At 57.3% G+C, this 12,236-nt stretch carries 11 protein-coding genes; 8 read left to right on the top strand and 3 right to left on the bottom strand.

Annotated elements, in window-relative coordinates; genetic code table 11:
• Positions 1-13: 13 nt before the first annotated feature.
• On the bottom strand, positions 14-478 hold the full coding sequence (locus PHF39_RS06235) for a redoxin domain-containing protein (RefSeq protein WP_300221710.1): 465 nt from the start codon (positions 476-478) through the stop codon (positions 14-16).
• 499 nt (positions 479-977) lie between these two features.
• Here PHF39_RS06235 and PHF39_RS06230 point away from each other — a divergent pair, with 499 nt between their 5' ends.
• The 3 genes from PHF39_RS06230 to PHF39_RS06220 all read left to right on the top strand — a co-directional run bounded on the left by PHF39_RS06230 (position 978) and on the right by PHF39_RS06220 (position 4,922).
• Positions 978-1,595 carry an SIS domain-containing protein gene (locus tag PHF39_RS06230; RefSeq protein WP_300221707.1) on the top strand — a complete coding sequence of 206 codons (618 nt, stop codon included), beginning with the start codon at positions 978-980 and terminating at the stop codon, positions 1,593-1,595.
• A 66-nt stretch (positions 1,596-1,661) separates the two neighbouring features.
• Positions 1,662-2,783 carry a PHP-associated domain-containing protein gene (locus tag PHF39_RS06225; protein WP_300221704.1) on the top strand — a complete coding sequence of 374 codons (1,122 nt, stop codon included), beginning with the start codon at positions 1,662-1,664 and terminating at the stop codon, positions 2,781-2,783.
• Between the two features lie 120 nt (positions 2,784-2,903).
• The gene (locus PHF39_RS06220) at positions 2,904-4,922 is read left to right on the top strand and encodes a monovalent cation:proton antiporter family protein (protein WP_300221701.1); all 2,019 of its coding nucleotides are present in this window, start codon (positions 2,904-2,906) and stop codon (positions 4,920-4,922) included.
• A gap of 65 nt (positions 4,923-4,987) precedes the next feature.
• Here the strand turns inward: PHF39_RS06220 and ppcA are convergent, their stop codons facing one another.
• Positions 4,988-6,454, bottom strand: coding sequence for a phosphoenolpyruvate carboxylase (gene ppcA / locus PHF39_RS06215; protein WP_300221698.1), 1,467 nt, complete (start codon positions 6,452-6,454; stop codon positions 4,988-4,990).
• Between the two features lie 271 nt (positions 6,455-6,725).
• Here ppcA and PHF39_RS06210 point away from each other — a divergent pair, with 271 nt between their 5' ends.
• Both PHF39_RS06210 and PHF39_RS06205 read left to right on the top strand, forming a co-directional pair.
• On the top strand, positions 6,726-6,908 hold the full coding sequence (locus PHF39_RS06210; protein WP_300221695.1) for a 4Fe-4S binding protein: 183 nt from the start codon (positions 6,726-6,728) through the stop codon (positions 6,906-6,908).
• Entirely contained in the window at positions 6,892-8,088 is a 1,197-nt protein-coding gene (locus PHF39_RS06205; protein ID WP_300221692.1) for an NAD(P)/FAD-dependent oxidoreductase, read from the top strand. The genes PHF39_RS06210 and PHF39_RS06205 overlap by 17 nt, the downstream gene beginning before the upstream one ends.
• Here PHF39_RS06205 and PHF39_RS06200 read toward each other — a convergent pair.
• Complete coding sequence (locus tag PHF39_RS06200) at positions 8,077-8,745, bottom strand: TrkA family potassium uptake protein (protein WP_300221689.1); 669 nt, start codon at positions 8,743-8,745, stop codon at positions 8,077-8,079. The genes PHF39_RS06205 and PHF39_RS06200 overlap by 12 nt on opposite strands.
• Before the next feature lie 54 nt (positions 8,746-8,799).
• Between PHF39_RS06200 and rnhB the strand changes: the two genes are divergently transcribed.
• The 3 genes from rnhB to PHF39_RS06185 all read left to right on the top strand — a co-directional run bounded on the left by rnhB (position 8,800) and on the right by PHF39_RS06185 (position 12,175).
• Positions 8,800-9,441 (top strand): ribonuclease HII, encoded by a 642-nt coding sequence (gene rnhB, locus PHF39_RS06195; protein WP_300221686.1) that lies wholly within the window; start codon positions 8,800-8,802, stop codon positions 9,439-9,441.
• A 25-nt stretch (positions 9,442-9,466) separates the two neighbouring features.
• Positions 9,467-10,873, top strand: a complete 1,407-nt coding sequence (locus tag PHF39_RS06190; protein ID WP_300221683.1) for a site-2 protease family protein — start codon at positions 9,467-9,469, stop codon at positions 10,871-10,873.
• A 63-nt stretch (positions 10,874-10,936) separates the two neighbouring features.
• Complete coding sequence (locus PHF39_RS06185; RefSeq protein ID WP_300221680.1) at positions 10,937-12,175, top strand: hypothetical protein; 1,239 nt, start codon at positions 10,937-10,939, stop codon at positions 12,173-12,175.
• Positions 12,176-12,236 lie beyond the last annotated feature (61 nt).

Below are 12,236 nucleotides of genomic sequence, written 5' to 3'. Positions count from 1 at the left end.
CGGCTGTTGTGGGTTATTGTTTCAGGAATGCGATAATCTCCCCGATATCCGGCACGGAATGCACCGGGTAGACCTTAACAAACGCTACCCGCTGCTTCTCATCAACAATGATGTTCGCCCGCTCAAAGAAGCCGTTTGCGTCGCGGAATATCCCGTACTTCATGGCAACAGCACCATGCGGCCAGAAGTCGCAGAGGAGCGGCGTCTCCTGTATCCCAAGGCTCTGTGCCCATGCAGTTTTACACGGAACAGAATCAACACTGATCCCTACGGGTACGCAGTTGTTTTCGAGGATCACTCTCCGGTTTTCTTCGAGCGACTTCATCTGCGCTGCACAAAACTCTGTCCATGCAAGAGGGTGGAACGAGAGCAGCACGCGTTTTCCCGCCTGCTCGTAAAGATCGAAGGTCTTGTCATTCTGGTCCTTTAAGGAGAAGTTCAAGGCCGTGTCACCGGATTGTATCATGCCTGCCTGCATCAGGGATTCACCTTGATTGGGACGTTGTCACGGGAGGTGATGAGTATTTGGGTACTGATAGTTTCCTCCTTGGTGTGGTTGGGAAAAAAGGTACACCGTCCGACCCCTTCAACCCGGGAAAACTTGAAACTGCCCTGCTGATACTCGTTTTCCGAAGTGAAAATGGTGTCATGTCCCGGGAAATTCCGTTTTTTTCAAAGGCTGGTTGGGGGGGTCGGGCGGTGTACAAAAATTTCCAACAGGACCGGATGCATCTATTCTCGAACAACGATACTGGTGTCCCGGTGCAGATTACCGTCGGAAATCGTTCCCATCATCCCACCGGGCCCCCTCAGCAGCAACAGTCGCGTGTTGTAAGAAGTACACCGCCCGACCCCCCACCCCCCATTAATTCTGTCCCATCCACTTCTGTATAGTATGTCCAAATCCCGTTCATCTTCCCGCAGGATCCTGTTCCGATACCCTGATATCGGATCATCCGAAATATCCGGGTAGTACCATGACCGAAGAGTTCTCCGACATTCCCCTCTTTATGGACCAGATGGCTAACTCGATCAAGAAGTCCGCGGCAATGATCAGCAGGGAGGAGACCTCGGCGTTCTTCAACCGCCTCCTCTCGACAAAGCGGATTTACGTTGCCGGGGCCGGGCGGTCCGGCATCATCGCCCGGGCATTTGCCATGCGCCTGCTCCACCTGGGATTTGACGTTTACGTGGTCGGGGAGACCATCACCCCGGCCCTCCACCCGTCCGATACCCTGGTCATGTTCTCCGGATCCGGGGAGACCCACACCATGGCAACGTTTTGCGAAACGGTCAAAGGGCTTGGGGGTAATGTCTGCCTTGTCACGGCCTCTCCCGAATCGACCATGAGCCGCATGGCCGATTGTGTCGTGAACCTCGGGGACCTCACCGGGTATTACCATGGCGATACCGAGACCTTTGAGAAACGGCAGGTGACCGGGCAGTACCGGTCGATAGAGGCCTCCTTTGCCCCGCTCGGGACGATGTTCGAGACGCTTGCGCTGGTCTTTTCCGATGCTTTCATCTCTGCGCTGTTGGAGGCAAGAAAGGAAGGGGCCATTGAACTGAAAAAACGCCTCTCCAATACCGAATGAAGGCCGGGTTACCGTAATTCCCGTCCCGTGGTTTTAACCCCTTTCTATTCCAATAGTCTGATAACAATGCACGTCACCGCCGACCTCCATATCCACTCCCCCTTCTCTATTGCGGTCTCCCGGTTCATGCAGCCGGAACAGCTGATCCGTGGTTGTGTAACGAAGGGCATGCAGGTCCTCGGCACGGGGGATGCCCTCCAGCCGGACTGGCTGAAAGGCTGGGAGCCGTTCTATGAAAACGACAGTGGCATTGTGATTGTCCCGCAGGGTGAGATAGAGGACAAAAACCGCGTCCACCACGTTATCCTTGCCGCAGATCCGGACCAGTTCGACCAGCTCCGCGACCTGCTTGCCGGTACCTGTAAGAGCTTTGTCACCGCGGGAAGGCCGCATGTCTACCTCAGCGGCGAGGAGATCGCGAATGCAGCCCACGATGTCGGTGCACTGGTCGGCCCCGCCCACGCTTTCACCCCGTGGACGGCGATGTACGCGTACTTCGACTCCGTTTCGGCCTGTTATGGCAGCGCGAAGATCGATTTCCTCGAGCTCGGTCTCTCCGCGGACAGCTCCTATGGGGCGGCGATCCCGGACCTCTATGATGTGCCCTTCCTGACAAACTCCGATGCCCACAGCCCGTACCCGGACAAGCTCGGGAGGGAGTTCAACCGGATCACGCTCAACCGATCCGGGGCACAAGGAGTCCTTGATGCAATCCGCAAAGGAGCGATCGAGATGAATGCCGGATTCTTTCCGGAAGAGGGGAAGTACAACCGCACGGCCTGCACCCGCTGTTACACGCAGTATTCCCTCGAAGATGCAGTCCGGCACCAGTGGCGATGTCCCGCGGACGGTGGGATCATCAAGAAAGGAGTGTCCGACCGCGCAAAGGAATTGTCGCACGGGAGCGAGGCCCGTCCCCGTCCCCCGTATGTCCGTGTCATCCCGCTCGCCCAGATCATCCAGACCATGGAAGGGGCATCATCGCCGAACACGAAGAAGTGCAAAGCCATCTATTCCCGGTTCATCGAAACCTTCGGCAATGAGATTGCTGTCCTCATCGATGTCCCCGTTCCCGAGATCCGCGCACTCCACCTTAAGGTGGGAGATGCCGTGCAGGCGCTCCGCAGCGGGACGGTGGTGCTGCACCCGGGCGGGGGCGGGAAGTACGGGACGTTCTCGCTTGGGTAAAAACAGCTGATCCCCCATTGGCACTCATCGTTTTTCTCTCATAAGGCTCCCCGGGGACCTGACAGCGGGCACATCCTTTTTTTCCGATCCCTGCATCATTACTAACAGGAAGAGAGACCTGTGGAACTCGGACTGATTGCAAATATCCTTATTGTTTTTGCCGTTGCGCTCTTTGTCGGGATGGTCTTCAACCGGATCAAGGTGCCCCCGCTTGTTGCCTTCATCCTCACCGGGGCGATTGTCGGTCCCTACGGTCTTTCGGTCATCAAGGGGCAGGACCAGGTTGCAAGCCTCGCGGAACTCGGCATCATCCTTTTGCTCTTCACGATCGGTCTTGAGTTCTCCTTCAAGGACCTCTGGAAGATCCGCGCCATCGCCATTGTTGGCGGGATGCTCCAGGTCCTTCTCTCGTTCGCTTTCTTCTTCGGCCTTGCATTTGTCCTCGGTCTTTCGGTAAACCAGGCTATCCTGATGGGCTTTTTGTTCTCCCTGTCAAGCACGGCCATCGTCCTTAAGATCCTCCACGAACGCGGCGAGATGGACTCGCCCCACGGGAGCATCGCGCTTGGGATCCTTATCTTCCAGGACCTGATGGCCATCCCGATGATCATGGCGATCCCGTTCCTTGCAAGCATTCCCCTGCAGGACACAACACCCCTCCTCTCCCCGGAAGCCCTTGTCACCCTTGTCATCGAGGACCTTGCCATCGTCCTCGTCCTCATCGTGCTCGCGAAATGGATCGTCCCCCGCGTGATGCACGAGATCGCGCGGACCCGTAACCAGGAGCTCTTCCTTCTCGTGGTTATCCTGACCTGCTTTGGCGTTGCCTGGATGGTCTCGTTCACCGGCATGTCCCTTGCCATCGGCGCCCTGCTCGCCGGCCTGATCATATCGGGATCCGAATACAGCCACCAGGCAACGAGCATCGTCCTCCCGTTCCGCGACATCTTCACCAGCTTCTTCTTCATCTCGGTTGGAATGCTCGTTGACATCCGCTTCCTCATTGCCAATATCTGGATTGTCCTCTTCCTGATCGCGATTGCCATCCTCGCAAAGGCACTGCTTGCCACTGCGGCCCCGCTTGCTCTCGGCTATCCCCTGCGTACGGCGGTCATGACCGGCCTTGCCCTGGCACAGGTTGGTGAGTTCTCCTTTATCATCGCCCAGAGCGGCTTTTCTGCCGGCATTATTCCCTCGGGGATTTACCAGACATTCCTCATCGTTGCCCTGATGACCATGGCTGCCACGCCGTTTGTGCTCGGGATTGGCCAGCCGCTCACCGGGTGGCTCTGCAGCAAACCGTCGCTGGCCCGGATAGCCCGCGGCACGTGCATTGTCGACGAGAACGGGAAAAGTCCGGAAAAGACCGATCACCTGGTCATCATCGGGTACGGTGTCACGGGCAGGAACCTTGCCCGCACGGCAGCCCGCTCGGGCGTTGTCCATACCATCGTTGAACTCAACCCCGACCTTGTGAAAGCCGCACGGAACGAGGGGGAATCCGTTGTCTTTGGCGATGCAACTGCCGGGGGGGTCCTCTCGCATGCCGGTGTCCCGGCAGCCCGGATCGCCGTTGTTGCCATCAACGATCCAATTGCCACCCGGAAGATTGTTGCTCTCTGCCACAGCCTCAACCCGGCGCTCACCATCATTGTCCGGACACGGTACGTCAGCGAGGCAAAAGACCTCCATTCCCTTGGTGCCGATGAGGTGATCGCCGAGGAGTTCGAGACATCAGTGGAGATCTTCACGCTCGTGCTGCACAAGTACTTCGTGCCCCGTGACCAGATCGAGACATTTATCCATGACGTCCGTGCCGATGGCTACCAGATGCTCCGGACCAGAAATACCGTGGAAACCACGCTTCCCGATCTCGTGCGGCACATCCCCCACATTACCATTGCGTCGCTCATGGTGGAGCCGGGTTCGGCGCTCGACGGGATGACCCTGGGTGGGTACAACCTGCGGAAACGGACCAACCTCCTGATCCTTGCCATCCGCCGGGGCGACCAGACCATTACCGGTCTTTCGGGAGAGACGGAACTGCATGCGGGCGACATCGCGATCATCTATGCCTCTCCTGTGGATATCGCGAAGGGTACCGGTCTCTTCTTGTCGGGTTCTCCCGGTAGCAGGTAAGCACCGAAAGGAACACTCTGTCAATACGGTCCGGTTGCGTTGGGCCTCATTCCGGCAGTCTCTGCCTACCCGAGGAATTTCCTGATATTGGCTGCATGCAGGATATCCGACTGAATCTCAGCAGTCCGGCTCTCGCGCAGGGCCCTTAGGATGTTCTCCGTTGCCTGGCGGTGGTCATCGTTGATTCTGTCTCCGGTGATGCTCAGGAGGGCATCTTTCATCCCTTCACCCAGATAGGGCGAGTCCGGGTTCAGGTAACGGGCCGCATCGCAGAGGTCCCGGTCAAAATTGACATAGATCCGGCGCACGAAGTCCAGATCCCTGTCACTCAGTGCCGAGAGCCCGAGGATCTCGGGGGGTATCCCGATGGAGTACAGGGCCGCCGTGAACGTGATGGCGCGGGGAAGTTTCATGCCTCCCGTATTGCGGGAATAGCCGAACAATCCGATATGCAGTTTCCGTTTTCGGCGACCGGGGATATGCCCGGCGATACGGTTGATGATATCCGAAAGGGGGATGAGCTCGCGGATATAGGCCTCTGTATAGCGTTCCATGATCTGCAGGCACTGCGTTTCATCGACATGGTGAGGGGTGGATACCGCCCGCGACTCCAGCGCACGGACGGCGTTCCTTGCTTCGTCAGGAGGATAATCGTACTTGAACGCAGACTGGATGGTGAACGTGTACGCGGAGGGATATTCGGCGCATACCCGGTCGACCGTATCGGGCCGCAGATTCCCCCGGAACGGGGCGGAGCCTACGCCGATGACCGGATATACCGGGACGCCGGTCTCCTCCCACAACCGGTGGAGGTTTGCCAGCGCGATCTTGTTGAGCAGCACGGCACTGACAAGCCCGTAGTTCATCGCAGGGTCTGAACGGGCCAGAAAGACCCGCTGGTAGGGGAGGTGCTTGTCGAGGATGTACCGTCCCACCGTTGTATGGGCCGACAGCATGCTCGTCTGGTCCTCGAACAGCGGTATGACGTTGATATGTTTGGGGGAGAATGTTCCGATCCAGTCAGCAATCGTGGTATCCCGTCCCCCGAGCCGTTTGAACTGCTTCCCAATCACGAAGTCCGCATAGTACTGGTAGATATTGTCGATGGCCGTATGGGTGTCGGTCATGGGAAGGATGACCTCGAAGATGGGAGGGATATCGTTCTTATAGAAAATCCGGGCGACATCGAAGGAGCGGGGAATGCTCTCCAGGGTTTCCAGCAGGATCTTTGCCTCGGCTTTCTCGATATGGGGGTTTGGCACCCGGAGAGTCAGGAAAATATCCTTCCCGAGGATATTGTCGGCAAAGAACGGGGAGTACGTTGTCAGTAGTTTCTTGACCACAAAATTGTCCACCTCTTTTCCCTCGCAGTCCCACATCTGCTCGTGGCAACCGAGATGCGAATAGATGTAATACGCCTCCTTCACTTCGTCCTCGCCACCAAGTTCGGACGTCTCTGCGAAAAACGGAACATGGACATTGTCCGGGTGCTGGGTGCTCATACACTGGGGGATCCTGGGCAGTTCATCCATGGGTAAACACCGGCCGTGCGGGAATGGTTCCCGGTCTTGCGCCGGTGAAGTTTTATCGTCAACCATATTTATTTTTGTGGTTGACGAACTCCGGGAAATGCTCCGTGAAGTGCCCGACCGGGATTCCGGTCCCTGTCCGGGGGCCTGAAAGAATTCTCCGCGGGATCCCGACATACTCCCCATTCATCCCGAAGATGCCACAACTCCGGAGGTCCGGCTGCACCAGAGAATCATAACAATTAATGAAGGAAAAAACCAACATGATCTCTCAATGCTCAAAGTACATCGGGATATCTGTGGATATTGCGGATGTTGCGTCTCGGTCTGTAAAGAAGGCGCCCTTGAACTGATCGATGCGTACCTGTCCGTTGAAGAGAACTGCACCAGCTGCGGAGTCTGTGCAAAGGTCTGCCCGCTCGGGGCCCTGGAGGTTGTCCATGAAAAGCAGGTATGACGTCCTCGTTATCGGTGGAGGACCTGCAGGCGCACTCGCAGCACAGACCGCCGTGGAGAAAGGTCTTTCTGCCTGTATTGTTGAGAAGCGTCCCGCTATCGGTTCACCAGTCCGCTGCGCAGAAGGGATCGGTAAGGAAGCGCTTACCGAATTCATCGATCCGGACCCCACTTGGATCTCTGCGGAGATGACCGGTGCAACCATCGTTGCTCCCGATGGATTCGTCATGCAGCTCTCCTCGAAGATGGCCGGTGGCAAGGTCGGGTATGTCCTTGACCGGAAGATTTTCGACCGCGAGCTGGTCTGGCGGGCAGCCGATGCCGGTGCGGACGTTGCCGTCAAGTCCCGGGCTGCAGCTCCCATCATGGAGAACGGGGTGGTAAAAGGCGCAAAAATCGATCATGCGGGCAAGATGACGAGCGTCCGTGCAGAGGTCGTGATCGCTGCTGACGGCGTTGAGTCGAAGTTTGCGAAATGGTGCGGGATCGATACAACCGTGCCGGTCCGGGAGATCATGAGCGGTGTCCAGTACGTAATGACCGGCATCGACATCGACCCGGAATCCACGGTGTTCTATCTCGGTAACGAGGTTGCCCCGGAAGGGTACCTGTGGGTCTTCCCCAAGGGGCCCAAATCGGCGAATGTCGGGATCGGGATCTCCGGCAAGAAGAGCGGGGAAGGGCACCGGGCAAAGGACTATCTTGACAAGTATGTTAAAAAGACATTCCCGAAGGGAAAGACCATCGAGTACATCCCCGGCGGCGTCTCGGTCTGTCGGCCGCTCGAATGCACAGTTGCTGACGGCCTGATGCTGACCGGTGACGCTGCACGTGTTGTCGACCCCCTGACCGGTGGCGGGATTTACAATGCGATGTTCACCGGTAAACTTGCGGCACAGACCGCGGCCGACTGCATCGGCAAGGGCGATGTGTCGAAGAAAGCCCTTATGGCCTACGACAAGGCCTGGCGTGCCTCCAAGATGGGAAAGACCATCGACCGCAACTACCACATCAAGGAATACCTGATCAAACAGCCCGATGAGAAACTCAACGAGATCATCCACTCGGTCTCGAAGATCGATATGACGGAGTTCACCACCTTAAACCTGGTAAAAGAGATTATCCGGGTGAACCCGAAACTGGTTCTGGAACTCGGGGCCCTTGCGGCCTCACTCCGCTGATTTTTTGAGCTGCTTGTTGAGGAGCCGCAGGCAGTCGTCCTCGGCCTCTTTTTTCGTGAACACCGTAAAGATATCACCCGGCTGGATCTTCACGTTGCCGCTCGGGATGATCAGTTCTCCCCCGACTCTGCGGATCGCTATGAAGACGAAGTCCTTAACCTTGAGCTCACGGATCTCGCGCCCGACAATAGGTGCGCCTGCTTCTGCAACGATCTCGAAGATCGTGCCGCCGGGGATGGATGCGAGCTGCTGGAGCTGCGGGTTCTGTGTCCAGTAATAGAGCCGGGCCGCGACGAGCTCGTCGGGGTTCTCGCTGATCCGGACCCCGACCTCCTTGAAGAAATCCGAGTGGGATGACTGGTTGACAATGGCAACAACATTGGGGACCCGGAACTTCTTTGCCAGCCAGCAGGTCATCAGGTTGACCGAGTCGTCGCTCGTTGTCGCGATGAGGGCGTCCGCACGATCGATACCCGCCTCCTCAAGCACGGTCTTATCCGTGGCATTGCCGGTCACGGCCATGACATCGTAGTGCTCGAGCAGCTCGCTGCACCGGGCCTCGTCCTGGTCGATGACGACGACCGTGTGTGCATGTTCGACTGACTGCCGGGCCAGGTTCCTTCCGATCCCGCCAAGCCCCACGATGACAATATACATGACTACCGGTTACCATCATCGCCATTGAAATATTTTGCGCATCAACCGGTTGGTGTGATCTGCGGGGTCGACGAAGCAGGCAAAGGCTCGGTACTGGGTCCGATGGTGGTTGCGGCAGTTGCCGTGCCGGCGGAAGATGTTCTCGACGACCTCGGGGTGAAAGACTCGAAACTCCTTTCGGCAAAGGAGCGTGAACGGCTCTATTCCCTGATTAAAAAGCGGTGCAAAGTCGCAACCGTCCGGCTCGACGCAAACGAGATCGACGCGATCCGTACCGAGATGACCATGAACGCCGCGGTTGCCCGTGCCCATGCGCAGGTCATCCGGAAACTGTCACCAGACTGCGCCTATGTCGATGCCTGCGATGTGAATATCTTCCGGTACGCCGAGATGGTCAAAAGCTACCTGGATAACCACTGCGAGATCGTCTCGGAGCACCATGCTGATGAGAAGTTCCCCGTGGTCTCCGCGGCGAGTATCATCGCCAAGGTGACAAGGGACCGGGTGATTGCCACGCTCTCGAAGAAATACGGTGAGCTGGGGAGCGGGTACCCGTCCGACCCGGTCACGATCCGGTTCCTCAATGACTGGATTGACAAGCACCGGATACCGCCCCCGATAGCCCGGAAGAGCTGGAAGACGGTTGGTGCGATCCTTGCCCGGAGATCGCAGAAGAGTCTGATGGATTTCGGATAATTACATTTGTCTTTTCTCGGGTCTGATGACCCTCGACAAGTCGAAGAGCCTTCGGCTCTTCTCCTGCCTCAGGTCTTCGACCTTCGGCAAACAGAAGCCCTTTATCTTTCCGGAACTGCCTTATATGATAATGGACTGGCTGTTGATCGTTGGTGTCATCATTGCTGTCTACGCGATGATCGCGTATTATTTCAAGACATTCCGGCTCTGGGAAGACCACGTTGTCTTTTACGGGCCGATCCTGGCGATCAAGACGGACCGGGTCGGGTTCTTTGACTGGTTCACCCGCTATAGCCGGTTCTTCCGGTTCTACGGCACAATCGGGGTTGTGATGGTCATCGTGGTTTCGGTGCTGATGACCTTCATGCTCGTCCTCTCGCTCCAGACAACGATCGTCCACCAGCCCGAGCCAACAGCGGTCAACGAGCTCCGGAACGTGCTTGCAATCCCCGGGGTCAATGAGTTTATTCCCCTGACCATCGCTGTCCTCCTCGGCCTCATTGTCACTATGGTGGTCCACGAGTTTGGCCACGCCATTCTCTGCCGCATCGAGGGGATCCGCGTGAAATCCATGGGGATCCTCATCCCGGTTGTTCCCATCGGCGCCTTTGTGGAGCCGGACGAAGAGGACCAGGAGAAGATAAAAGGCCTTGCAAAGATGCGGATGTTCGGTGCCGGCATCACCAACAATATCGTCCTTGGTATCGCGTGTTTCTCTCTCCTCGTGATCCTGCTCGGGCTTGCAGTCCCACTTTCGACGCCGCTTATCAGCGGCATCTATCCCGATACCCCGGCCTCTCTCGCAGGTGTTCCGGCGAATTCGGTGATCAAGGAGGTGAACGGCATGAAAATATCCACACGGGACGATGTTTCATCGGTCCTCAACTCTTCCCGGCCTGGGGATATGGTAACGCTGCTTGTTGAGAAGGACGGGGTAGCAGCTCCTTATTCGCTGACCCTTTCCGCATGGCCGGCGGCGCTCAGCAACAAGACCAGCGGCTTCATGGGCGAGGCGTATTACGATGCCGGGCAGCTGAAACGGATCTTTGACAACCTGCTCTCCCCAATCGGATTCCTCGTTCTCCTTGCCATCCCGATCTGGGTGATCCTCGACCCCGCTACGTACGGTTCGTTCATGATCCTGATGAACGACAGTGCAGGTTCGGTCATGTGGAACACACCCTTCCCGCATTTCTGGCTCGTTATCCAGCTCCTCTTCTGGTGCGGCTGGTGGAACCTGGTTGTCGGGACTTTCAATGCCCTCCCGCTGGTGCCGCTCGATGGCGGGTATATCATGAAGGAGGGTGTTGACCGGATCCTTGACAAAAAAGGACTGCTGAAGTATTCCGGGCACGTGGTTGCAGCGGTCAGTTACGCGATGCTGGTTGTGATCCTCGCTATCTTCCTGCTGCCGAAGATCCTCCATATGTGAGCACATCGCGCCCCCATTATATTTCAAAATTATTTTATCACAGCAGGGTGCACCATCATTTCTATGGTTAAATTCAGGGATGTCTTCACTTTACCATGGATTGTTCTGGTGATCCTTGTTGTGGTAACCTGTCTGATTGCGGGTTGTTCACAACCAGGCACGAACGGGCCGGTTGGTGCAGTAAAAGGTCCGGGTGGCTGCGATTCAGCGGGTAGCTGTGCTGCATACTGCCAGCAGCACACGACTGAATGCGACCAGTTCTGCAGCGCCAATCCGGCAGCCTGCGGCGGGGCAATGGGCGGTGCACCGAAAGGTGCAGCGTCTGGCACCGGTGAGATGGGCGCAGGAACCTCATGTGCTGATGATGCAATCAAACAGAAGATGGGTGCAGTCATGAACTCCGTTCTGGTCAGCCCACCGGCACAGGCGCGGGGCATCAACTGGATGACCAAGACCCTGCCCGCGGGGAACCCGTTTGCCGGTACCTACTACGTCATCGGGACAGCCTTCGGTCCCGGTGTTGATGAGACCGGGTGGCAGGGAGAGGGAGCCCCGCAGTATAGCGCCGGGAAGATGTACTGCACGTTCGGGTACTGGGACAGCGTCCCGAAGGGAAAAGGTGCAACGCTCGGCCTGGAAACGCCCTCTACATTCAGCACGGACAAGTATGACCTGACAATTTTCTGTGCGAATTTCTCCGCTCCGTCACAGGCTGCCATGACCGCGGCCCTCCCGACCCTGACGATGTCCGAGGAGGGAGCACGGCAGTACTTCTACTCGGTCATCAGGAAAGAATACCTGAACATCGATGGCAAGCAGATGTTCAGGGCCGGGAACATGTACCAGCTCATGTGGAAGAATTCTGAAGCCTCTCATGACTATTGGGAAGTCCAGATCGGGCACGGGTACATCAACATCGGGCAGGGACTGGTCAACTACAAGGAAACCGAATACGTGAAATCGCTCAAGGGGCAGGATCCCGGCACCCGCTGGACCTATCATGCCTGTCGGCCGTGCATGAACTGCGGGCAATGGACCGAGACAACCGATCTGAACAAGGACTGTACGCAAAGCTCCGACTGCACGGGCGGTCTGGCATGCAGCGGCGGGTACTGTGTTGACCCGAAGTCCGTGACATCCTCACCGGCGGCCAGTATGACCGGCGCTCCTGCTGCTATGCAGGGAACTGGTGGACCGGGCAATACCGGGGCCCCGGGTGCATCGTGCAGTGGGAGCACTGACTGTGCCTCCGGGCTCACCTGCAAAGGAGGAGTCTGCACTCCTCCATCCGGCCCGGTATAATCACCTCTCTCTGTTTTTTCTCCAGCAAGGTATCTGGATCTTCAGTTTGAACCGGCGATCT

Source organism: Methanoregula sp. (assembly GCF_028712425.1).
Taxonomy (GTDB): Archaea; Halobacteriota; Methanomicrobia; order Methanomicrobiales; family Methanospirillaceae; genus Methanoregula.
This window is presented reverse-complemented; position numbering and strand designations above follow the sequence as displayed.

What these genes read in the sequence shown, in the direction of transcription:
- PHF39_RS06235 (WP_300221710.1), bottom strand. Translation starts at nt 478, where the DNA reads ATGCAGGCAGGCATGATACAATCCGGTGACACGGCCTTGAACTTCTCC.
- PHF39_RS06200 (WP_300221689.1), bottom strand. Translation starts at nt 8,745, where the DNA reads ATGTATATTGTCATCGTGGGGCTTGGCGGGATCGGAAGGAACCTGGCC.
- PHF39_RS06185 (WP_300221680.1), top strand. Translation starts at nt 10,937, where the DNA reads ATGGTTAAATTCAGGGATGTCTTCACTTTACCATGGATTGTTCTGGTG.
- PHF39_RS06230 (WP_300221707.1), top strand. Translation starts at nt 978, where the DNA reads ATGACCGAAGAGTTCTCCGACATTCCCCTCTTTATGGACCAGATGGCT.
- ppcA (WP_300221698.1), bottom strand. Translation starts at nt 6,454, where the DNA reads ATGGATGAACTGCCCAGGATCCCCCAGTGTATGAGCACCCAGCACCCG.
- PHF39_RS06225 (WP_300221704.1), top strand. Translation starts at nt 1,662, where the DNA reads ATGCACGTCACCGCCGACCTCCATATCCACTCCCCCTTCTCTATTGCG.
- PHF39_RS06210 (WP_300221695.1), top strand. Translation starts at nt 6,726, where the DNA reads ATGCTCAAAGTACATCGGGATATCTGTGGATATTGCGGATGTTGCGTC.
- PHF39_RS06190 (WP_300221683.1), top strand. Translation starts at nt 9,467, where the DNA reads ATGACCCTCGACAAGTCGAAGAGCCTTCGGCTCTTCTCCTGCCTCAGG.
- PHF39_RS06205 (WP_300221692.1), top strand. Translation starts at nt 6,892, where the DNA reads ATGAAAAGCAGGTATGACGTCCTCGTTATCGGTGGAGGACCTGCAGGC.